Origin of the sequence: Ochrobactrum sp. Q0168 (assembly GCF_016427605.1) — a bacterium.
GTDB lineage: Bacteria > Pseudomonadota > Alphaproteobacteria > Rhizobiales > Rhizobiaceae > Brucella.
This window is the reverse complement of sequence record NZ_JAELXQ010000001.1, coordinates 633605-654744: the sequence shown is the minus strand read 5'-3', so window position 1 is coordinate 654744 and position 21140 is coordinate 633605. Positions and strand designations below refer to the sequence as shown.

Here is a 21140-nt window from a genome sequence, read left to right as displayed (position 1 = left end):
GCGACGGGAAGCTGAACATGGCTGAGACTCAGGTCCGCAATTTCAATATCAACTTTGGTCCGCAGCACCCTGCCGCGCACGGTGTGCTGCGTCTGGTGCTTGAACTCGACGGCGAAGTCGTCGAGCGCGTCGATCCGCATATCGGTCTGCTGCATCGCGGCACCGAGAAGCTGATGGAAGCCAAGACCTATCTTCAGGCTGTGCCTTATCTCGACCGCCTCGACTACGTCGCGCCGATGAATCAGGAGCACGCCTATGCGCTTGCCGTCGAACGCCTTCTGGGTATCGACGTGCCGAAGCGCGGCCAGCTGATCCGCGTTCTCTATTCGGAAATCGGCCGTATCCTGAACCACCTGCTGAACGTGACCACGCAGGCCATGGACGTTGGCGCATTGACGCCGCCGCTCTGGGGCTTCGAAGAGCGCGAAAAGCTGATGGTGTTCTACGAACGCGCCTGCGGCGCGCGTATGCACGCGGCTTACTTCCGCCCGGGCGGCGTCCATCAGGACCTGCCGGATCAGCTTGTCGAGGATATCGGCAAGTGGATCGACCCGTTTATGGTCACGCTGAAGAACCTCGACGATCTCATCACGCCAAACCGTATTTTCAAGCAGCGTAACGTCGATATCGGCGTGGTGTCTCTGGAAGATGCATGGGCTTGGGGCTTTTCGGGCGTTATGGTTCGCGGTTCGGGCGCTGCATGGGATCTGCGCAAGTCGCAGCCTTACGAGTGCTACAACGAGATGGAATTCGATATTCCAATCGGCAAGAATGGCGACTGCTACGACCGTTACCTGATCCGCATGGAAGAAATGCGCCAGTCGGCCCGTATCATGCGCCAGTGCGTTGACCTGCTTCTCGGCAAGGAACGCGTTGGTCCGGTTTCCAATACGGACAACAAGATCGTGCCGCCGAAGCGCGGCGAGATGAAGCGTTCGATGGAAGCGCTCATCCACCACTTCAAGCTTTACACGGAAGGCTACCATGTGCCTGCCGGTGAAGTTTACGCAGCAGTTGAAGCCCCGAAGGGCGAATTTGGCGTCTTCCTCGTTTCGGACGGCTCCAACAAGCCTTATCGCTGCAAGCTGCGCGCTCCGGGCTTTGCCCATCTTCAAGCCATGGATTTCCTGTGCCGCGGCCATATGCTGGCTGACGTGTCGGCAATTCTTGGCTCGCTCGATATCGTGTTTGGTGAGGTTGACCGCTGATGTCCGTTCGCCGTCTCGCAGATGATGCTGTCCAGCCAGCCGCTTTCGCGTTCAACGCGGAAAATCAGGCATGGGCGCACAAGACGATCGCAAAATTTCCCGATGGCCGTCAGCAGTCGGCTGTCATTCCGCTGCTCATGCGTGCGCAGGAGCAGGACGGCTGGGTCACGAAAGCTGCCATTGAACACGTAGCAGGCATGCTCGACATGCCGCTGATCCGCGTTCTGGAAGTAGCCACCTTCTATACGCAGTTCCAGCTGAAACCGGTCGGCACGCGCGCGCACATTCAGGTTTGCGGCACCACGCCATGCATGCTGCGCGGCGCGGAAGCGCTGATGGATGTCTGCCGTCACAAGATCAACCACGATCCGTTCGAGCTCAATGCCGACGGTACGCTGTCGTGGGAAGAGGTGGAATGCCAGGGCGCTTGCGCCAATGCGCCGATGGTCATGATCTTCAAGGATGCTTATGAAGATCTGACGCCGGAACGCCTCGCCGAAATCATCGACGCCTTTGAAGCTGGCAAGGGCGACACCGTTAAGCCGGGCCCGCAGATTGGCCGTGAAACGTCCAATCCGGTCAACGGCCTGACGTCGCTGACCGAAGATCTGGATTACAAGCAGATCGGTCTCGAAACTCGCAAGGCATCGGATGCCGCGACCGCCAAGGCAAAGGCCGAAGCGGAAGCAAAGGCCAAGGCGGAAGCCGAAGCCAAGGCTGCCGAGGAAAAGGCTGCGGAAGCTGCGAAGGCGGCCGCGCCGTCCAACGCTGCCAAGCCGGTCACCAATGCGCCAGAAACCGATCCGGCTCTGAAGACGCCTTCGGACGTCAAGGTGTCGAATGCCGCTGAAAAGGCTGCTTCGGTTGACACTACACAGACATTCAAGCTTGACGATGCCAATCGTCCGGTCGCCATAGAGCGCCCGGAAGCGGTTGACGATCTGAAGCTGATCTCCGGCGTTGGTCCGAAGATTGAAGAAACTCTGCATGAACTCGGCATCTTCACCTTCAAACAGGTTGCCGCCTGGAAGAAGGCCGAGCGCGAATGGGTTGACGGTTATCTCAGCTTCCACGGTCGCATCGAGCGGGAAGACTGGGTGAAGCAAGCCAAGGCTTTGGCCAAGGGCGGCGTCGAGGAATACATCAAGGTATTCGGAAAGAAGCCGGTATGATGACTTCGATATTCGCAAACACGAACGGAAACAGGTGAGACATGCTGGCTGATAAAGATCGCATCTTCACCAATATTTACGGCTTCAAGGATCGCTCCCTCAAGGGTGCCATGGCTCGCGGCCATTGGGACAACACCAAGGGTTTCATCGAGAAGGGTCGTGACTGGATCATCGACGAGATGAAAGCGTCGGGCCTGCGTGGCCGTGGCGGCGCTGGCTTCCCGACGGGTCTCAAGTGGTCGTTCATGCCCAAGCAAAGCGACGGTCGCCCGCATTACCTCGTCGTCAACGCCGACGAATCCGAGCCGGGCACCTGTAAGGACCGCGAAATTCTGCGCCACGATCCGCATACGCTGATTGAAGGCTGCGTGATCGCCGGTTGCGCCATGGGCGCACACACTGCCTATATCTATATTCGCGGCGAATTCATGCGTGAGCGTGAAGCCCTGCAGGCAGCCATCGACGAATGCTACGAAGCCGGTCTGCTTGGCAAGGACAACAAGTGCGGCTGGGATATGGACATTTTTGTCACCCACGGCGCTGGCGCTTATATCTGCGGCGAGGAAACTGCGCTGCTCGAAAGCCTTGAAGGCAAGAAGGGCCAGCCGCGCTTGAAGCCGCCATTCCCGGCCAATATGGGTCTCTATGGCTGCCCGACCACCGTGAACAACGTGGAATCGATTGCGGTTGCGCCAACGATCCTGCGTCGCGGCGGTGCATGGTTCTCGTCCATCGGCCGTCCGAACAATGTCGGCACCAAGCTGTTCCAGATTTCTGGTCATGTGAACATGCCTTGCGTTGTAGAAGAAGGCCTTGGCATTCCGTTCCGCGAACTGATTGAAAAGCACGCTGGCGGCATTCGCGGCGGCTGGGACAATCTGCTGGCTGTCATTCCCGGTGGCGCATCGTGCCCGGTTATCAAGGGCGAAGACATGATGGACGCCATCATGGATTTCGACGGCATGCGCGACAAGAAATCGTCGTTCGGCACCGGTGGCCTGATCGTCATGGACAAGTCCACCGACATCATCAAGGCGATTGCCCGTCTGTCGGCCTTCTTCAAGCATGAAAGCTGCGGCCAGTGTACGCCGTGCCGTGAAGGCACCGGCTGGATGTGGCGCGTCATGGAACGCATGGTCAAGGGCAATGCGCAGAAGCGCGAAATCGACATGCTGTTCGACGTGACCAAGCAGATTGAAGGTCACACCATCTGCGCGCTTGGCGACGCGGCTGCATGGCCGATTCAGGGCCTGATCCGCAATTTCCGTCCGGAAATTGAAAAGCGCATTGATGATTATACACGCAACGCCGTGCAGAGCCGCAATATCCGTCTGGAAGCGGCTGAGTGAGTTGTGCGATGCCTGCCCGCCAGGGCATGGCCCCGAAAAGTGCCCAGCGGTTTTCGGAAAAGGCCATGCCAATACAAGGGCAGGTGCAAAGTTTTACGATCTGGAAGATGCGGCACAAGCCGCAGGTTTGGACAAGCGATGGCAAAGATCAAGGTTGACGGCACGGAGATCGAAGTACCCGATCACTATACGCTCCTTCAGGCTGCCGAAGCCGCAGGCGCTGAGGTGCCACGGTTCTGTTTCCACGAACGGCTTTCCATCGCCGGAAATTGCCGTATGTGTCTGGTTGAAGTGAAGGGTGGACCGCCGAAGCCGGCGGCATCCTGCGCCATGGGCGTGCGCGATCTGCGTCCCGGCCCGAATGGCGAAGCGCCTGAAATCTTCACCAACACGCCAATGGTCAAGAAGGCCCGCGAAGGCGTGATGGAATTCCTGCTCATCAACCACCCGCTGGATTGCCCGATCTGCGATCAGGGCGGCGAGTGCGATCTGCAGGATCAGGCGATGGCTTTCGGCACCGACGGTTCGCGCTATCGCGAGAACAAGCGCGCTGTCGAAAACAAATATATCGGCCCGCTCGTCAAGACGGTAATGACGCGTTGCATTCACTGCACGCGCTGCGTCCGCTTCACGACCGAAGTTGCTGGCATTTCCGAACTCGGTCTGATCGGACGTGGTGAAGACGCAGAGATCACCACCTATCTCGAGCGCGCCATGACGTCGGAACTGCAGGGCAACGTGATCGATCTTTGCCCGGTTGGCGCTTTGACCTCGCGTCCTTATGCGTTCCAGGCGCGTCCGTGGGAATTGAACAAGACTGAAACCATCGATGTGATGGATGCGGTCGGTTCCAACATCCGCGTTGATACCCGTGGCCGTGAAGTGATGCGCGTCATGCCCCGCGTCAACGAAGCGGTGAACGAGGAGTGGATCTCCGACAAGACCCGCTTCATCTGGGACGGCCTGCGCACTCAGCGCCTCGACCGTCCTTATGTTCGCAAGGATGGCCGTCTGGTCGCCGCAAGCTGGCCGGAAGCCTTCTCCGCTATCGCCGCCAAGGTTTCAGCAACGTCGGCTGATAAGATCGGCGCTGTTGCAGGCGATCTGGCTTCGGTTGAAGAAATCTATGCGCTGAAGGGGCTGATGGCTTCGCTCGGCTCCGCCAATATCGACAGCCGTCAGGATGGCGCAGCCCTTGATCCGGCTCTGGGTCGTGCTAGCTACCTCTTCAACGCGACGATCGAAGGCATTGAAAACGCTGATGCTCTGCTCATCATCGGTTCCAATCCACGCGTTGAAGCTGCCGTTCTGAACGCACGCATTCGCAAGCGTCAGCGCATGGGCCATTTCCCGGTCGCGCTGATCGGCGAACAGGCTGAACTGCGTTACAATTACGAATATCTCGGCGCAGGCGCCGACACACTGGCATCCGTCGCCGCTGGCACGAACGCTTTCCGCGATGTGCTGGCCAAGGCAGAACGCCCGCTGATCATCATCGGTCAGGGCGCGCTCGCCGGCGAAAATGGTCGTGCGGTTCTGGCGACCGCCGCCAAGCTCGCTCAGGATGTCGGCGCGATCAAGGATGAGTGGAACGGCTTCTCCGTTCTGCACACTGCCGCTTCGCGCGTTGGCGCTCTGGATATCGGCTTTGTACCGGGTGAGGGCGGCAAGGCAGCTGGCGATATGCTGGGCAATCTGGATGTGGTGTTCCTGCTCGGTGCAGACGAACTCGACATGACCCGGAAGGGTTCGAGCTTCGTCGTTTACATCGGCACGCACGGCGATGCCGGTGCACATGCCGCCGACGTGATCCTGCCGGGCGCAGCCTATACCGAAAAGTCGGGCACCTGGCTCAATACTGAAGGTCGCGTGCAGCTTGGCAGCCGCGCCGGTTTCGCACCGGGCGAAGCGAAGGAAGACTGGGCAATCCTGCGCGCTCTTTCGGACAGCCTTGGCAAGCGCCTGCCGTTCGACAGCCTGCAGCAGCTTCGCGCCAAGCTTTATGCAGACTATCCGCATATGGCGGCCATCGACACCATCACGCCTGCTTCCGCTGACGATCTCGTTGCGCTGGCAGGCAAGGCTCCAAATGGGGCAACCAACCTGGGCGGCGGCGCAGCCTTCGTTTCCCCGGTCAAGGACTTCTACCTGACGAACCCAATTGCGCGCGCTTCCGCCGTCATGGCCGAATGCTCGGCGCTCGCGGCTGGCGGCTTCCAACAGGCAGCCGAGTAAGCGAGAGAGAGACGGAACAATGGAAGGAATTTTTGCAGCTTACGTCTTACCCGCGCTGATCATGGCGCTGAAGTCGGTCGTTCTGCTCGTCGTATTGCTGATCGTCGTCGCTTACCTGCTTTACGCGGATCGCAAGATCTGGGCGGCGGTACAGCTTCGTCGCGGCCCGAACGTTGTTGGTCCCTGGGGTCTGTTCCAGGCCTTCGCCGACTTGTTGAAGTTCGTCTTCAAGGAACCGATCATTCCGTCGGGCGCAAACAAGGGTGTCTTCCTCCTTGCGCCCTTCGTCTCCGCCGTTCTCGCAATGGCAACCTGGGCCGTTATCCCGGTCAATGAAGGCTGGGCCATCGCCAACATCAATGTCGGCATCCTCTATATCTTCGCCATTTCTTCGCTTGAAGTTTACGGCGTGATCATGGGCGGCTGGGCCTCCAACTCGAAGTACCCGTTCCTCGGTGCGCTTCGCTCTGCCGCGCAGATGGTTTCCTACGAAGTCTCCATCGGCTTCGTGATCGTTACCGTTCTGCTGACGGTTGGCTCGCTCAACCTCACCGACATTGTGCTTTCGCAGAATACAGGCTTTGGCACCATGCTTGGCCTGCCTGCCTCGTTCCTCGACTGGAACTGGCTCTGCCTGTTCCCGATGTTTGTGATCTTCTTCATTTCGGCGCTTGCTGAAACGAACCGTCCGCCTTTCGATCTTGTCGAAGCTGAATCCGAACTTGTGGCCGGTCATATGATCGAATATTCGTCCACGCCGTTCCTTCTGTTCTTCCTCGGCGAGTATGTGGCGATCACGCTGATGTGCGCCCTGATGACCACGCTCTTCCTCGGCGGCTGGCTGCCTCCGGTCGACGTATGGTTCCTCAACTGGGTTCCGGGCATCATCTGGTTCATGCTCAAGCTCTGCCTCTGCTTCTTCATGTTCGCCATGGTGAAGGCTTTCGTACCGCGTTACCGCTACGACCAGCTGATGCGTCTGGGCTGGAAGGTTTTCCTGCCGATCTCGCTCTTCATGGTTGTCGCAACCGCGACCTTCCTCAAAGTCTTCGGTCTGGCGTAAGGAGTAAAAACAATGGCAACATTTGCTCAAGCAGCCAAATCGCTCCTTCTCAAGGAATTCGTCGGCGCGTTCTTTCTTTCCATGCGCCAGTTCTTCGCGCCGAAGGCGACGTTGAACTACCCGCATGAAAAGGGCCCGGTTTCACCGCGCTTCCGTGGCGAACACGCGCTGCGCCGTTATCCCAATGGTGAAGAACGCTGCATTGCCTGCAAGCTTTGCGAGGCAATCTGCCCGGCGCAGGCCATCACCATCGAGGCCGGTCCCCGCCGCAACGACGGCACCCGCCGCACGGTGCGTTACGACATCGACATGGTGAAGTGCATTTATTGCGGCTTCTGCCAGGAAGCATGTCCGGTGGATGCCATCGTCGAAGGTCCGAACTTCGAATTCGCCACCGAGACGCGCGAAGAGCTGTACTACGACAAGGACAAGCTCCTCGCCAATGGTGACCGTTGGGAACGCGAAATCGCGCGCAATATCGCGATGGATGCGCCTTATCGCTGATCGGGCTCCCGATCAGTTCGAGCGTCAGATCGAATTTTCGGTCAGTCCGATGCTCGAACAAGAGTTTATGAATAAAGCGGGCAAAGCAATAGGGCTTTGCTCACGGAAAGGTGTTGGGGGATCCCCATGCTGACAGGTATTGCGGCAGCGTTTTTCTATCTGTTCGCTTTCATCATGATCGCAAGCGCGTTCATGGTGATTGCGGCGCGCAACCCCGTGCATTCGGTGCTGTTTCTGATCCTCACATTCTTCAATGCGGCAGCTTTGTTCCTGCTGACCGGGGCTGAGTTCCTCGCCATGATCCTGCTCGTCGTTTATGTCGGCGCTGTGGCGGTTCTCTTCCTCTTCGTCGTCATGATGTTGGATGTGGATTTCTCGGAACTGAAGCGCGGTGCGCTGCAATATGCGCCGGTCGGCGCTCTGGTCGGGTTGATCCTGCTGGGCGAACTGATCTTCGTCTTCGCAAGCAACATGTTTGCTCCGAAGCTGGGGCAGGGCGCTGTGCCGATCCCGAATATCGCCGAGCGGTCCAATACCGCTGCTCTGGGCGACATTCTCTACACCGACTTCGTCTTCTACTTCCAGGTTGCAGGTCTCGTCCTTCTGGTCGCGATGATCGGCGCCATCGTTCTGACGCTGCGGCACAAGCCGAATGTCAAGCGCCAGTCCATTCCGGCTCAGGTAGCTCGCACGCCAGAAACGGCGATCGAGATCAAGCAGGTCGAAACGGGCAAAGGCATCTAAGGATAAGCATATGGAAATCGGTATCGCTCATTATCTGACCGTTTCGGCCATCCTGTTCACGCTTGGCGTCTTCGGCATCTTTTTGAACCGCAAGAATGTCATCGTTATCCTGATGTCGATCGAATTGATCCTGCTTTCGGTCAATCTCAACTTCGTGGCGTTCTCCAGCCAGCTCGGCGACATGGTCGGGCAGGTCTTCGCCCTTTTCGTTCTGACTGTTGCGGCTGCCGAAGCGGCCATCGGTCTGGCAATTCTCGTTGTTTTCTTCCGTAATCGCGGTTCCATCGCGGTGGAAGACGTCAATGTTATGAAAGGTTGACGGGCAAATGCTCTACTACGCGATCGTCTTCCTTCCGCTTATCGGCTTTCTTATTGCTGGCTTGTTCGGCAATAAGATCGGCGCGAAAGCGAGTGAATACATCACTTCCGGCCTTATGGTTATCGTCGCGATCTGCTCATGGATCGTGTTCTTCCAGATTCCGATGGGCGACGGCGAAACTGTGCGCATTCCGGTGCTGCACTGGGTCACCTCGGGTGCGCTTTCCTTCGACTGGGCGCTGCGTGTCGATACCCTGACCGGCGTCATGCTCGTCGTCGTGAACTCGGTTTCGGCTCTCGTGCATATCTATTCGATTGGATATATGCACCATGATCCGCATCGTCCGCGCTTCTTCGCCTATTTGTCGCTGTTCACCTTCGCGATGCTCATGCTGGTTACGTCGGACAATCTCGTCCAGATGTTCTTCGGCTGGGAAGGCGTGGGTCTGGCGTCCTATCTTCTGATCGGTTTCTGGTTCAAGAAGCCTTCGGCCAATGCTGCCGCCATGAAGGCCTTCGTCGTCAACCGCGTCGGTGACTTCGGCTTCCTGCTCGGCATCTTCGGCCTGTTTGCTTTGTTCCAGTCGGTCGATTACAACACGATCTTCGCTGCCGCCGCCAATTATCTGCCGGCAGAAGGCGCTGCGGATGCGGGTCAGGTCGTGCTGAACTTCCTCGGCCATGAACTGCACAAGGAAACGGCGCTGACCGTTGTCTGCCTGCTCCTGTTCATGGGCGCGATGGGTAAGTCGGCGCAGTTTCTGCTGCACACCTGGCTTCCAGACGCTATGGAAGGCCCGACGCCGGTTTCGGCTCTCATTCACGCCGCAACCATGGTGACCGCGGGCGTGTTCATGGTTGCGCGCATGTCGCCGATCTTCGAACTGTCCCATACGGCTCTTCTGGTTGTCACCATCATTGGCGCCACCACCGCATTCTTCGCGGCAACGGTCGCTCTGGTGCAGAACGATATCAAGCGCGTTATCGCTTATTCGACCTGTTCGCAGTTGGGCTACATGTTCGTGGCTCTCGGCGTCGGCGCTTACGGCGCTGCGGTGTTCCACCTCTTCACGCACGCCTTCTTCAAGGCGCTCCTCTTCCTTTGCGCCGGTTCGGTTATCCATTCCGTGTCGGAAGAGCAGGACATGCGTCGCATGGGCGGCCTGCGCAAGCTGATCCCGGTAACCTACTGGATGATGCTCATCGGTACGGTCGCTATTACGGGTCTCGGCATTCCGGGCACGATCATCGGTACGGCTGGCTTCTTCTCGAAGGATGCCATCATCGAATCGACGTTCGCTTCGCACAGCCCGGCAGCTGGCTACGCCTTCACGCTCCTTGTCGTCTCGGCTCTGTTCACGAGCTTCTATTCCTGGCGTCTGATTTTCATGACCTTCTTCGGCAAGCCGCGCGCTTCGGCGGAAGTCATGCATCACGTCCATGAATCGCCTGCCGTGATGCTGGTGCCGCTGTTCATTCTCGCTGTCGGCGCAATTCTTGCCGGTGTCGTGTTCAAGGAATTCTTCTTCGGTCATGACTATGCCGAATTCTGGAAGGGCGCTCTGTTCACGCTGCCGACCAACGAAATCCTCGATCATTACCACCATGTTCCGACCTGGGTTAAGCTGTCGCCTTTCACGGCTATGATCATCGGTTTCATCGTGGCCTGGATCTTCTATATCCGGTCGCCAGAAATGCCGAAGGCACTGGCAGAACGCCATCGCGGTCTGTACCAGTTCCTGCTGAACAAGTGGTATTTCGACGAACTCTACGACTTCCTCTTCGTTCGTCCGGCGAAGTGGCTCGGTCGTCTGTTCTGGAAGGGTGGCGACGGCTGGCTCATTGACGGCTTCGGTCCGGATGGTATCTCGGCCCGTGTGCTCGATGTCACCAACCGCGTCGTCAAGATGCAGTCCGGATATCTTTATCATTACGCATTCGCGATGCTGATCGGCGTCGCCGCGCTCGTCACCTGGATGATGCTCGGGAGCTCTTTCTGATGACCGACTGGCCAATTCTCTCAACGGTCACGTTTTTGCCGCTTGTCGGCGCGTTACTGATCCTTTTGATCAAGGACGACAGCGAGGCTGCGCGTCGCAACATCCGCAACGTCGCTTTGCTGACGACTGTGTTCGTCTTCATCCTGTCGCTCGTTGTCTGGGCCGGGTTCGATAATTCGAACCCAGGTTTCCAGATGGTCGAGCAGGCTGGCTGGATGGGTGGCGGCATCAGCTACCACATGGGCGTGGACGGCATTTCCGTCCTGTTCGTGGTGCTGTCTGCTTTCCTGATGCCGTTCTGCATTCTTGCAAGCTGGGTATCGGTCGAAAAGCGCGTCAAGGAATATATGATCGCGTTCCTTATTCTGGAAACGCTCATGATCGGCGTGTTCTGCGCGCTCGACCTGTTCCTGTTCTATGTGTTCTTCGAAGCAAGCCTTATCCCGATGTTCATCATCATCGGCGTGTGGGGCGGCAAGCGTCGCGTTTATGCAAGCTTGAAGTTCTTCCTTTATACGCTGCTGGGCTCGGTGCTGATGCTCATCGCCATCATGGCCATGTACTGGCAGGCTGGCACGATGAACATCGTGGAACTGCAGAAGTTCAGCTTCCCGGCTGGCATGCAAACATGGCTATGGCTTGCCTTCTTCGCGTCCTTCGCGGTCAAGATGCCGATGTGGCCGGTTCACACATGGCTTCCAGATGCGCACGTTGAAGCACCGACAGCAGGCTCGGTCATTCTGGCCGGTATCCTTCTGAAGCTCGGCGGCTACGGCTTCCTGCGCTTCTCGCTGCCGATGTTCCCGCTGGCTTCCGCTGATTTCGCGCCGCTTATCTTCACGCTGTCGGTGATCGCCATCATCTACACGTCTCTGGTGGCTCTGGTTCAGGAAGACATCAAGAAGCTGATCGCCTATTCGTCCGTCGCACACATGGCCTATGTGACCATGGGCATCTTCGCAGCCAACGAGCAGGGCATTCAGGGTGCAATCTTTCAGATGCTGTCGCACGGTATCGTGTCGGGCGCGCTCTTCCTTTGCGTCGGCGTGATCTACGACCGCATGCATACCCGTGAGATCGCAGCGTTCGGCGGCCTGGTGAACAATATGCCGAAATATGCCGTGGCCTTCCTCATCTTTACGATGGCGAATGTCGGCCTGCCGGGTACTTCGGGCTTCATTGGTGAATTCCTGACGCTGTTCGGAGTGTTCCGGGTCAATACCTGGGTGGCGCTGTTCGCAACCACGGGTGTCATTCTCTCGGCGGCCTATGCGCTCTGGCTCTACCGCAAGGTGATCTTCGGTGCACTCGACAAGGAAAGCCTCAAGGCGCTCCTTGATCTTAGCCCGCGTGAGAAGATCATTCTCTACCCGCTCGTGGTACTCACCATCTTCTTCGGCGTGTATCCGGCACCGGTCTTCAATGCGACTGCAAGTGCTGTGACCGCTCTGGTTCAACATTACGACGCTGCAATTGGCGGAGCCGCCAATGCAATGCTGGCACAATAAGAAAATAAAGGCGTAAGGTCATGCAGACTGATCTGATAGCTCATCTGACCCTTGCAGCACCGGAGGTTCTCCTGGCTGTGGGCGCCTTGGCACTGCTTATGATCGGCGTGTTCTCTGGTGAGCGTGCAACCACGCTCGTCAACGGACTGTCCGTCGCAGTGCTGATTGCAGCGCTGGCACTGGTTCTTCTATTCCCGGCGAACGGCTCCGCTTTCGGCGGCGCCATCGTCAATGACGGCTTCGGCCGCTTCATGAAGGTGCTGACCCTGATCGGCTCCATCGTCACGCTCGTCATGTCGGTTGGTTTCGCCAAGGCGGAAAAGTTCGACAAGTTCGAGTTCCCGGTCCTGATCGTCATCTCGACGCTCGGCATGCTGCTGATGGTGTCGGCCTCCAACATGCTGTCGCTTTATCTCGGTCTCGAACTGCAGTCGCTGGCGCTTTACGTGCTGGCAGCGTTCAACCGCGACAGCGTTCGTTCTACGGAAGCCGGTCTGAAGTATTTCGTTCTCGGCTCGCTGTCCTCGGGTATGCTGCTCTACGGCATCTCGCTTGTTTACGGCTATACCGGCCATATCGGCTTCACCGAAATCGCCCAAGCAGTTTCGGGCGGCCAGCGTGAGCTTGGTCTGGTGTTCGGTCTGGTCTTCATTCTGGCCGGTCTGGCATTCAAGATTTCCGCCGTTCCGTTCCATATGTGGACGCCGGACGTCTATGAAGGCGCGCCGACCCCGGTAACAGCCTTCTTTGCCGCCGCTCCGAAGATGGCCGCCATGGCGCTTATCATCCGGGTCGTCTCGGAAGCCTTTGCTCCGGTCACCCATGACTGGCAGCAGGTTGTGATCTTCATCGCAATCGCTTCGATGGTTCTCGGCGCCTTCGCCGCTATCGGCCAGCGCAACATCAAGCGTCTGATGGCTTATTCCTCCATCAGCCACATGGGCTACGCCCTTGTCGGTCTCGCTGCCGGTACGGCTGTCGGCGTGAAGGGCGTGGCGATCTACATGGCGATCTATCTTGCCATGACGCTCGGCACCTTTGCCTTCATTCTCGCCATGCGCACCAAGGACGGCAATGTCGAGAACATCGGCGATCTGGCCGGTCTGTCCCGCACCAACCCGGTGCTGGCAACGATCATGACGATCTTCCTGTTCTCGCTCGCCGGTATCCCGCCGCTCGCTGGCTTCTTCGGCAAGTGGTATACCTTCCTCGCTGCTGTTCAGGCCGGTCTTTATCCGCTGGCGATCATCGGTATCGTGGCGTCGGTTGTGGGTGCGTTCTACTATCTGCGCATGATCAAGATCATGTGGTTCGATGAGCCAGTCGGCGGTTTCGTGCCAGTCGCGGGCGAGCTGCGTCTCGTTCTCGGCGTCACGGGTGCCTTCGTGCTGTTCTACGTGTTCCTTGCTGGCCCAATCGGCGGATTTGCCGAAGCCGCAGCAAAGACGTTCTTCTAAGTAACCCGCGACAGGTGATCGAATGCATTTCGCGCTTTCGCCTGTCGCTGAAAATGCTGGCTACCGTCTCGAGGTTTTCGAGACGGTAGGTTCCACCAACGAGGTGGCTCTGGAAAGGGCTACGGCAGGTGATCCGGGAAAGCTCTGGCTCGTTTCGAAGAGACAGGAAAGCGGGCGCGGAAGACGCGGTCGCGCCTGGTCTACCCCGGAAGGCAATCTGGCCTCCACACTTCTTCTGATTGAATCCTATGAGTTGAAAACGGCGGCGACGCTCGGTTTTGTTGCGGGCCTCTCGCTCGCCGATGCGCTGGAAGTGGCTTTTGCTGCAACGGGGCCAGCCGTGCCGCCGAAGATCGGCCTCAAATGGCCGAATGATGTGCTGCTGGATGGTGCAAAACTGTCGGGCATTCTGCTGGAATCGTCGATTCTAGCGAAGGATCGCTTTGCGGTCGCCATCGGGATTGGCACCAATATCGTGGCTTTCCCCGACGATTTGCCCTATGCCGCGACTTCGCTCAATGCGCTTGGCAGCAAGTGCGATGCCGAGACATTGTTTGCCGCTCTTTCCGATGCATGGTCGGTCAATTATCGTGTATGGGACGAGGGGCGTGGGCTTGATGCCATTCGCAAACGCTGGCTGGAGCGTGCGCATGGTCTTGGCGGCAATGTCACCATGCAGGTCGAAGGCAACATCATCGAAGGCCGGTTCGAGACGATAGATGAAGCCTGCCGCTTCGTGATCCGCGACAATGATGGTGGCCGCGTAACGGTCACAGCGGGCGATGTTTATTTCGGAACGGCTGCAACACTGCGTAAATAACAGCTTTCTTTTTCTTGCCGGGGTTGCAACTAAAGCCATTTAGGTTCAGTGGATGCGACGAAAACACGTCGTCAGAAAGTGGGATCGAGTTTTGGGGCAAACAGATCCGGATACACTTTATAAGCAGGTATAATTACAAAGGAAATTTCATGGCCCGATCCAATACTCCGGAACTCGTCTTCCTGCCGCTTGGCGGCGTTGGCGAAATCGGCATGAATCTCGCTATGTACGGCTTTGGACCTGCGGATAACCGCGAATGGCTGGTCGTCGACATGGGCGTGAGCTTTGCCGGGCCGGAACAGCCGGGCGCCGACCTCATTCTGCCGGATATCCGCTATCTTGAAGCGGAAAAGAACAATGTGCGCGGTATCATCATTACCCACGCGCATGAAGACCATTTCGGCGCGCTGCTCGATCTGTGGCCGCGCCTGAAGGTTCCGGTTTATGCGACGCCGTTCACCGCCGGTCTGCTTGAAGCCAAACGCCAGTCCGAGATCAGTGCACCGGAAATTCCGATCACCATCTATAAGGCTGGTGAGAAATTCGAAGTTGGTCCGTTCAAGGTTGAAGCGGTCGCCGTTACGCACTCCATCCCGGAACCTGTGTCCCTGGCGATCACTACGCCGCTCGGCACGGTTGTGCATACGGGCGACTGGAAGATGGACCCGGAACCGTCGCTTGGCCCGGTCATCGATGAAGCGCGCTTCCGCGCCATTGGCGACGCTGGTGTTGTGGCGCTGATCTGCGATTCCACCAACGCCATGCGCGAGGGTGAATCGCCGTCGGAACGTCAGGTCGGCGACAGCCTGCGCGAGCTGATCGAAAACGCCCGTGGACGCGTGGCGATCACCACCTTTTCTTCCAATGTGGGCCGTATTCGCTCGATTACGGAAGCGGCGCGCGATGCGGGTCGTCAGGTTCTGGTGGTTGGTCGCTCGATGAAGCGCGCAATCTCGGTCGCTACCGAGCTTGGCTATATGGAAGGTCTGCCGGAATATCTGAGCGAAGAGGATTACGGCTATATTCCGCGTGAAAACGTGGTGATGATCCTGACCGGCAGTCAGGGCGAGCCGCGTGCAGCACTCGCCAAACTGGCCCGCGATGAAATGCGCAGTCTGGCGCTATCGCCGGGCGATACGGTCATTTATTCGTCGCGCGCCATTCCGGGCAACGAAAAAGCCATTCTTGATATCAAGAACCGATTGATTGATCGGGGCATCAAGATCATTGGCGACGACGATGCTCTGGTGCATGTCTCCGGCCATCCGCGTCGCAGTGAATTGAAGCGCATGTATTCGTGGGTTCGCCCGCAAATCCTCGTTCCGGTGCATGGCGAAGCCGCACATCTGGTGGCGCAGGGTTCGCTTGGCGCGATGGAAGGGATCGGTCAGGTCGCCCAGATCCGCAATGGCGATGTGCTGCGACTGGCGCCGGGCAAGGCCGAAATCATCGACGAAGCGCCGATTGGCCGTCTCTACAAGGACGGCAAGCTGATCGGCGATGAGGAAGAGATCGGCATGGTCGAGCGCCGTAAGCTCGCTTATGTCGGCCACGTCGCTGTTTCGATCCTGCTGGACCGTGAGCACAAGCTTCTCGATGAGCCTGATCTGGTGACCTTCGGTCTGCCGGAAGAAGATGGTCAGGGCGAGTTGTTGGAAGATATTCTTCTCGATGCGGTCGTTGAGGCTGTCGAGAGCATTCCACGCGTCCGCCGCAAGGACGTCGAGCTGGTGCGTGAATCCGCGCGCCGTGCGGTGCGCGCTGCGGCAAATCAGACGTGGGGCAAAAAGCCGGTGGTGACCGTATTCGTGAATAGGATACGCTGACCCATCACTCGACAGGAATAGCAGCAAGGGAGGTGCTGATGCTCGAACGTTTGAACCATGTCGCGATTGCCGTTCCGGATATCGAGGCTGCGTCCGCGCTTTATCGTGGCAAACTGGCTGCAAATGTTGGTGCGCCGCAGGCCTTGCCGGAACACGGTGTGACCGTGGTTTTCATCGACGTCGGCAATACGAAGATCGAGCTGCTGGAGCCGTTGGGCGAGGGATCGCCCATCGCGGCCTTCCTCGAAAAGAACCCTTCGGGCGGTGTGCACCATCTCTGCTATGAGGTGGAAAACATCATTGCCGCGCGGGACAAGCTCAAGGCTGAAGGCGCGCGCATTCTCGGTGATGGAGAGCCGAAGACCGGTGCCCATGGCAAGCCGGTCCTTTTTCTTCACCCAAAGGACTTCAACGGCACGCTGATTGAGCTTGAGGAAGTGTAATCATGTCCATCATGTCCGGCATAGCGATCTATTTCATTATCTGGTGGACAGCGCTTTTCGCGCTGCTGCCCGTCGGCCTGCGGACACAGGCTGAGGAAAACAACGTCACGCTTGGCACGGTGGCCAGCGCTCCGGCAACGCCGCGCATCGGTCGCGCATTTTTACGCACCACAGTCGTCGCCACGCTCATCTTCGCGGTCTATTATTATGTGACGCAGGTCAGTGGTTTCGGTCTCGATGACATTCCGCATTTCTTCCCCGATCTGACATAATCGCATTCGCGAAGTCGGATGAGAATTTCAGGGCTGCCTATATTTTAGGCAGCCATTCTTTTATGCAGGAAAAGGACCCTGCGCAGAAACTTATGATCTTAGCGTAACTCACTGAATTATATGAAACTAAGGAAGCTCCGCGGTGTGCATCGCGTTCCTTCCGAACCCTTGCCGTCAGCGCAAGAATAAAACTACTTTTACTTTAGCAATAGATTGCAGATAGTCGCCTGCAAAAGCAGCTGGATAAATCATACAAATTCAATGGGTTATTGTGTGGCTTTTCTTGAAATTGTCGGCGGGAACTGAAATCCATGCAAATGCAAAAAAAAAGCAAGGCTTACGCCTTGCTAATAAAATACGCGTTCGATCCGTTTCCATGTTACTGGCGGCTGCGTAGCTCGCGCCTGGATCCATCCTCCCAAGACTTTGACCGCGTGAAAACAACGGTTTTATTCCGTTGTTGCTCTTATGATGAAAAAAATAGCGAACTGCACAGCTTTTGTCATCAAAAATCTTCTTCAACGTCATAATTCTTTCGTGAAATTTTCCCGAAGCTGATGATATATCTGTAATATATTGAAATTGAATGTGAATTCGGAGGCGGTGTTTTGCACCCTTGGGCCATTTACCTGCCTCTTATGCCTGTGGATGGCGAAAACCGCTCCGCGCAAAGCTTTTTCAAGCGGGTTTTCAACACAAGCATAACCCGATAAGAAACCTTCAAATATGCTTAATTTTTGCCTGATTCTTAAAGCAAGCAGGCATTCTCTTTGGATCGGTGGTTACGATGCGTTTGTCGCGGTATTTTTTGCCCATTCTGAAGGAAAATCCTAAGGAGGCGGAAATCGTCTCTCATAGGCTTATGCTGCGTTCGGGCATGATCCGCCAGCAGTCGGCCGGTATCTATTCCTGGCTCCCGATTGGCCTGAAGGTGCTGAACAAGGTTTGCAATATCATTCGTGAAGAGCAGAACCGCGCTGGCGCTAACGAAATCCTGATGCCGACGATCCAATCAGCCGATCTGTGGCGTGAAAGCGGGCGTTACGACGCCTACGGCAAGGAAATGCTGCGCATTCAGGACCGTCAGGAGCGCGAAATGCTTTTCGGCCCTACCAATGAAGAAATGGTCACGGATATTTTCCGTTCCTATGTGCGCTCCTATAAGGATTTGCCGCTCAATCTCTATCACATCCAGTGGAAGTTCCGCGACGAAGTGCGCCCGCGTTTCGGCGTGATGCGTTCGCGCGAATTTCTGATGAAGGACGCCTATTCGTTTGACCTCGATTATGAGGGCGCGAAGATGGCTTACTACCGCATGTTCGTCTCCTACCTGCGCACGTTTGCTCGCGTCGGTCTGCAGGCGATCCCGATGCGTGCCGATACCGGTCCGATCGGTGGTGATCTGTCTCACGAATTCATCATTCTGGCTGAAACCGGCGAAAGCCAGGTCTATTGCGACAAGGCCTATCTCGATCTGGCCGTGCCGGGCGCGGATACGGATTTCCGCAACGATGCGCAGCTGACCGATATCGTCAATCGCTGGACGACGCCTTATGCGGCCACCGACGAAATGCATGACGAAGCCGATTGGGCCAAGGTCAAAGCAGAGGATCAGGTTTCGGCGCGCGGCATCGAAGTCGGTCACATCTTCCATTTCGGCACCAAATATTCGGAGCCGATGGGCGCGAAAGTGCAGGGCCCGGACGGCAAGGAACATCTGGTGTCGATGGGCTCTTACGGCATCGGCCCGTCGCGTCTGGTGGCTGCCGCCATCGAAGCATTCCATGATGATGCGGGCATCATCTGGCCGAAGGCCATTGCACCGTTCGGCGCAGGCATCGTGAACATGAAGCCCGGCGACGAAGGTTGCGACGCTGTCAGCGAAAAGCTCTACGAAGCTCTGACCAATGCCGGTGTCGATCCGCTTCTGGACGATACGGACGATCGACCGGGCGCTAAGTTCGCGACCATGGACCTGATCGGTCTGCCGACGCAGGTGATCGTTGGTCCGCGCGGCGTTGCCGCTGGCGAGGTTGAAGTCAAGGACCGCAAGACCGGCGAACGCCAGAACCTGACGGTGGAAGCCGCCATCAACATGCTGACGGCTGAAGCATGAGCGGCGCGGCGGCAGCAAAGTCCGAAGGGCATGCCAAGGCAGCGGTAAAGCCGCCCAAGTCCGGCCCATTCTCGGCCTTCGAACGGATGATCGCGTGGCGATATCTGCGTGCGCGCCGCCGTGAAACGTTCATTTCTGTGATCGCCGGGTTTTCTTTCACCGGCATCATGCTTGGCGTGGCGACGCTCATCATCGTTATGGCAGTGATGAACGGTTTTCGCGCCGAGCTTTTGACTCGCATTCTCGGCATCAATGGCCACCTGATCATGCAGCCGATCGATCGTCCGCTGGATGATTACGCCGATCTGATCAAGCGTATCGACGGTATATCCGGCATCAAATTCGCCATTCCCGTTGTGGAAGGGCAGGCTCTGGTGCAGGGCACTATCGGCGCGGGCAATGGTGCCCTGATCCGTGGCTTGCGCGAAGAAGACCTCGAGAAGCTGAAGCTCGTGTCGGGCAATATCCGCCAGGGCACGCTGCAAGGTTTTGACCAGAGCGGCGGCGTCGCCATCGGCACGCGCATGGCCGAAAATCTGGGGCTTGCAGTCGGCGATACGCTGCGGGTGATCTCTCCTGATGGTGATGTGACGCCATTTGGCGTCAATCCGCGTGTGAAAGCCTATCCGATTGTCGCGATCTTTGAGATCGGCATGTCGGAATATGACAATTCCATCGTGATGATGCCTCTTTCCGAGGCGCAGCTCTTCTTCAATCAAGAAGGCAAGGTGCAGTCGCTGGAAATCTTTGTCGATAATCCCGACAAGGTGGATGCGATGCGCGCGCCGGTGGAAGAGGCGGCGGGCCGCCAGCTGACGCTTGTTGACTGGCGTCAGCGTAATCAGACGTTCTTCTCGGCGCTGGAAGTCGAGCGCAACGTCATGTTCATGATCCTGACGCTGATCGTGCTGGTCGCGGCGCTCAATATCATCTCCGGTCTCATCATGCTGGTGAAGGATAAGGGGCATGATATCGCGATCCTGCGCACCATGGGCGCGACGCGCGGCGCAGTCATGCGCATATTCCTGATGACAGGCGCCGCCATTGGCGTGACCGGCACGGTCGCCGGTGTGGTTCTCGGCGTCGTCGTATGCCTGAATGTCGAGCGGCTGCGTGAGTTCTTCTCATGGCTTTCCGGCACCACGCTGTTCAATCCGGAGCTCTATTTCCTGAGCCAGCTGCCAGCCAAGATGGACCCGGGCGAGACGATTTCCGTCATCGTCATGGCACTGGTTCTTTCCTTTATCGCCACCATTTTCCCGGCCTGGCGCGCTGCCAAGCTCGATCCGGTCGAAGCATTGAGGTACGAATAATGGCGGCTGAGATTATTCTGCGGCTGGAAAAGGTCAGTCGCGCCTATAAGGAAGTCGACCGCGAACTGGTCATCCTGAAGGACGCCGATTTCACGCTGCGTCGCGGCGAGATGGTCGCGCTCGTTGCGCCATCCGGTGCAGGCAAGTCCACGCTGCTGCACACGGCGGGTCTTTTGGAACGTCCCGACCATGGCGATGTCATTCTCGATGGGCGCTCCTGCAGCACGCTCTCCGACGACGACCGCACGGCGGTGCGCCGCAACGACATCGGCTTCGTCTACCAGTTCCACCATCTGCTGCCCGAGTTTTCCGCGCTGGAAAACGTGATGATGCCGCAGATGATCCGTGGCCTGACCAAGAAGTCGTCAGCGGAACGTGCGCAGCAACTGCTCGAATATATGAAGATCGGCAAGCGTGCATCGCACCGTCCTGCCGAGCTGTCCGGCGGTGAACAGCAACGTGTTGCCATTGCGCGCGCCGTTGCCAATGCGCCGCTTGTGCTGTTGGCCGACGAGCCGACCGGCAATCTCGATCCGACAACATCATCCTATGTGTTCGGCGCGCTGGAAGCGCTTGTGCGTCAGTCTGGCCTTGCGGCGCTGATCGCCACGCATAATCACGAGCTGGCCCGCCGCATGGACCGGCGTGTGACCCTGCAGGACGGCAAGGTCGTTGATCTGTAAGACGTCCAACTCTCTCCATCGTTAAGCCATTGAAACCGCAGGCGCGTGATACCGCCTGCGGTTGCGTGTTTATTATTCGTAAACCCTAATGTAACTGGCGACTCGAACA

General features: G+C 57.6%; 19 protein-coding genes. 18 read left to right on the top strand and 1 reads right to left on the bottom strand.

Going from position 1 to position 21140, the window contains the following annotated elements:
* Positions 1-17: 17 nt before the first annotated feature.
* The 15 genes from JAU75_RS03125 (at position 18) to JAU75_RS03055 (ending at position 16919) form a co-directional block, all read left to right on the top strand.
* On the top strand, positions 18-1208 hold the full coding sequence (locus JAU75_RS03125) for an NADH-quinone oxidoreductase subunit D (RefSeq protein WP_199054492.1): 1191 nt from the start codon (positions 18-20) through the stop codon (positions 1206-1208).
* Positions 1208-2380 carry an NADH-quinone oxidoreductase subunit E gene (locus tag JAU75_RS03120; RefSeq protein WP_199054490.1) on the top strand — a complete coding sequence of 391 codons (1173 nt, stop codon included), beginning with the start codon at positions 1208-1210 and terminating at the stop codon, positions 2378-2380. Before JAU75_RS03125 ends, JAU75_RS03120 begins: the two co-directional genes overlap by 1 nt.
* Before the next feature lie 41 nt (positions 2381-2421).
* Positions 2422-3729 (top strand): NADH-quinone oxidoreductase subunit NuoF, encoded by a 1308-nt coding sequence (gene nuoF / locus JAU75_RS03115; protein WP_199054488.1) that lies wholly within the window; start codon positions 2422-2424, stop codon positions 3727-3729.
* Between the two features lie 138 nt (positions 3730-3867).
* Positions 3868-5964, top strand: coding sequence for an NADH-quinone oxidoreductase subunit NuoG (nuoG, locus tag JAU75_RS03110; RefSeq protein ID WP_199054486.1), 2097 nt, complete (start codon positions 3868-3870; stop codon positions 5962-5964).
* 19 nt (positions 5965-5983) lie between these two features.
* Positions 5984-7027, top strand: coding sequence for an NADH-quinone oxidoreductase subunit NuoH (nuoH, locus tag JAU75_RS03105; protein ID WP_199054484.1), 1044 nt, complete (start codon positions 5984-5986; stop codon positions 7025-7027).
* A gap of 12 nt (positions 7028-7039) precedes the next feature.
* Positions 7040-7531 (top strand): NADH-quinone oxidoreductase subunit NuoI, encoded by a 492-nt coding sequence (gene nuoI / locus JAU75_RS03100; RefSeq protein ID WP_140019677.1) that lies wholly within the window; start codon positions 7040-7042, stop codon positions 7529-7531.
* 126 nt (positions 7532-7657) lie between these two features.
* On the top strand, positions 7658-8275 hold the full coding sequence (locus tag JAU75_RS03095; RefSeq protein ID WP_006471807.1) for an NADH-quinone oxidoreductase subunit J: 618 nt from the start codon (positions 7658-7660) through the stop codon (positions 8273-8275).
* A gap of 10 nt (positions 8276-8285) precedes the next feature.
* On the top strand, positions 8286-8594 hold the full coding sequence (gene nuoK / locus JAU75_RS03090; protein WP_006466598.1) for an NADH-quinone oxidoreductase subunit NuoK: 309 nt from the start codon (positions 8286-8288) through the stop codon (positions 8592-8594).
* A 7-nt stretch (positions 8595-8601) separates the two neighbouring features.
* On the top strand, positions 8602-10593 hold the full coding sequence (gene nuoL / locus JAU75_RS03085; RefSeq protein ID WP_199054482.1) for an NADH-quinone oxidoreductase subunit L: 1992 nt from the start codon (positions 8602-8604) through the stop codon (positions 10591-10593).
* Entirely contained in the window at positions 10593-12101 is a 1509-nt protein-coding gene (locus JAU75_RS03080; RefSeq protein WP_199054480.1) for an NADH-quinone oxidoreductase subunit M, read from the top strand. The genes nuoL and JAU75_RS03080 overlap by 1 nt, the downstream gene beginning before the upstream one ends.
* Before the next feature lie 20 nt (positions 12102-12121).
* On the top strand, positions 12122-13558 hold the full coding sequence (gene nuoN, locus JAU75_RS03075; RefSeq protein WP_199054478.1) for an NADH-quinone oxidoreductase subunit NuoN: 1437 nt from the start codon (positions 12122-12124) through the stop codon (positions 13556-13558).
* Positions 13559-13580: 22 nt separating this feature from the next.
* A complete protein-coding gene (locus JAU75_RS03070) occupies positions 13581-14378 on the top strand; it encodes a biotin--[acetyl-CoA-carboxylase] ligase (RefSeq protein ID WP_199054477.1) in 798 nt (265 codons plus the stop codon).
* 149 nt (positions 14379-14527) lie between these two features.
* Complete coding sequence (locus JAU75_RS03065; protein WP_199054476.1) at positions 14528-16204, top strand: ribonuclease J; 1677 nt, start codon at positions 14528-14530, stop codon at positions 16202-16204.
* 38 nt (positions 16205-16242) lie between these two features.
* Positions 16243-16647 carry a methylmalonyl-CoA epimerase gene (gene mce, locus JAU75_RS03060; RefSeq protein WP_199054474.1) on the top strand — a complete coding sequence of 135 codons (405 nt, stop codon included), beginning with the start codon at positions 16243-16245 and terminating at the stop codon, positions 16645-16647.
* A gap of 2 nt (positions 16648-16649) precedes the next feature.
* Positions 16650-16919 carry a DUF1467 family protein gene (locus JAU75_RS03055; protein ID WP_078338437.1) on the top strand — a complete coding sequence of 90 codons (270 nt, stop codon included), beginning with the start codon at positions 16650-16652 and terminating at the stop codon, positions 16917-16919.
* Positions 16920-17177: 258 nt separating this feature from the next.
* Here the strand turns inward: JAU75_RS03055 and JAU75_RS03050 are convergent, their stop codons facing one another.
* Complete coding sequence (locus JAU75_RS03050; protein ID WP_199054471.1) at positions 17178-17447, bottom strand: hypothetical protein; 270 nt, start codon at positions 17445-17447, stop codon at positions 17178-17180.
* A gap of 259 nt (positions 17448-17706) precedes the next feature.
* On the opposite strand from JAU75_RS03050, the gene proS reads away from it, so the two are divergent.
* The 3 genes from proS to JAU75_RS03035 are packed head-to-tail and all read left to right on the top strand — an operon-like array spanning position 17707 to position 21031.
* The gene (gene proS, locus JAU75_RS03045; protein WP_199054469.1) at positions 17707-19035 is read left to right on the top strand and encodes a proline--tRNA ligase; all 1329 of its coding nucleotides are present in this window, start codon (positions 17707-17709) and stop codon (positions 19033-19035) included.
* Positions 19032-20348: a lipoprotein-releasing ABC transporter permease subunit gene (locus JAU75_RS03040; RefSeq protein ID WP_199054467.1), complete on the top strand. Its 1317-nt coding sequence runs from the start codon at positions 19032-19034 to the stop codon at positions 20346-20348. The genes proS and JAU75_RS03040 overlap by 4 nt, the downstream gene beginning before the upstream one ends.
* Positions 20348-21031 carry an ABC transporter ATP-binding protein gene (locus JAU75_RS03035; RefSeq protein WP_199054465.1) on the top strand — a complete coding sequence of 228 codons (684 nt, stop codon included), beginning with the start codon at positions 20348-20350 and terminating at the stop codon, positions 21029-21031. Before JAU75_RS03040 ends, JAU75_RS03035 begins: the two co-directional genes overlap by 1 nt.
* The last annotated feature ends 109 nt before the right edge of the window (positions 21032-21140 follow it).

What these genes read in the sequence shown, in the direction of transcription:
- JAU75_RS03125 (WP_199054492.1), top strand. Translation starts at nt 18, where the DNA reads ATGGCTGAGACTCAGGTCCGCAATTTCAATATCAACTTTGGTCCGCAG.
- JAU75_RS03120 (WP_199054490.1), top strand. Translation starts at nt 1,208, where the DNA reads ATGTCCGTTCGCCGTCTCGCAGATGATGCTGTCCAGCCAGCCGCTTTC.
- nuoF (WP_199054488.1), top strand. Translation starts at nt 2,422, where the DNA reads ATGCTGGCTGATAAAGATCGCATCTTCACCAATATTTACGGCTTCAAG.
- nuoG (WP_199054486.1), top strand. Translation starts at nt 3,868, where the DNA reads ATGGCAAAGATCAAGGTTGACGGCACGGAGATCGAAGTACCCGATCAC.
- nuoH (WP_199054484.1), top strand. Translation starts at nt 5,984, where the DNA reads ATGGAAGGAATTTTTGCAGCTTACGTCTTACCCGCGCTGATCATGGCG.
- nuoI (WP_140019677.1), top strand. Translation starts at nt 7,040, where the DNA reads ATGGCAACATTTGCTCAAGCAGCCAAATCGCTCCTTCTCAAGGAATTC.
- JAU75_RS03095 (WP_006471807.1), top strand. Translation starts at nt 7,658, where the DNA reads ATGCTGACAGGTATTGCGGCAGCGTTTTTCTATCTGTTCGCTTTCATC.
- nuoK (WP_006466598.1), top strand. Translation starts at nt 8,286, where the DNA reads ATGGAAATCGGTATCGCTCATTATCTGACCGTTTCGGCCATCCTGTTC.
- nuoL (WP_199054482.1), top strand. Translation starts at nt 8,602, where the DNA reads ATGCTCTACTACGCGATCGTCTTCCTTCCGCTTATCGGCTTTCTTATT.
- JAU75_RS03080 (WP_199054480.1), top strand. Translation starts at nt 10,593, where the DNA reads ATGACCGACTGGCCAATTCTCTCAACGGTCACGTTTTTGCCGCTTGTC.
- nuoN (WP_199054478.1), top strand. Translation starts at nt 12,122, where the DNA reads ATGCAGACTGATCTGATAGCTCATCTGACCCTTGCAGCACCGGAGGTT.
- JAU75_RS03070 (WP_199054477.1), top strand. Translation starts at nt 13,581, where the DNA reads ATGCATTTCGCGCTTTCGCCTGTCGCTGAAAATGCTGGCTACCGTCTC.
- JAU75_RS03065 (WP_199054476.1), top strand. Translation starts at nt 14,528, where the DNA reads ATGGCCCGATCCAATACTCCGGAACTCGTCTTCCTGCCGCTTGGCGGC.
- mce (WP_199054474.1), top strand. Translation starts at nt 16,243, where the DNA reads ATGCTCGAACGTTTGAACCATGTCGCGATTGCCGTTCCGGATATCGAG.
- JAU75_RS03055 (WP_078338437.1), top strand. Translation starts at nt 16,650, where the DNA reads ATGTCCATCATGTCCGGCATAGCGATCTATTTCATTATCTGGTGGACA.
- JAU75_RS03050 (WP_199054471.1), bottom strand. Translation starts at nt 17,447, where the DNA reads ATGACGTTGAAGAAGATTTTTGATGACAAAAGCTGTGCAGTTCGCTAT.
- proS (WP_199054469.1), top strand. Translation starts at nt 17,707, where the DNA reads ATGCGTTTGTCGCGGTATTTTTTGCCCATTCTGAAGGAAAATCCTAAG.
- JAU75_RS03040 (WP_199054467.1), top strand. Translation starts at nt 19,032, where the DNA reads ATGAGCGGCGCGGCGGCAGCAAAGTCCGAAGGGCATGCCAAGGCAGCG.
- JAU75_RS03035 (WP_199054465.1), top strand. Translation starts at nt 20,348, where the DNA reads ATGGCGGCTGAGATTATTCTGCGGCTGGAAAAGGTCAGTCGCGCCTAT.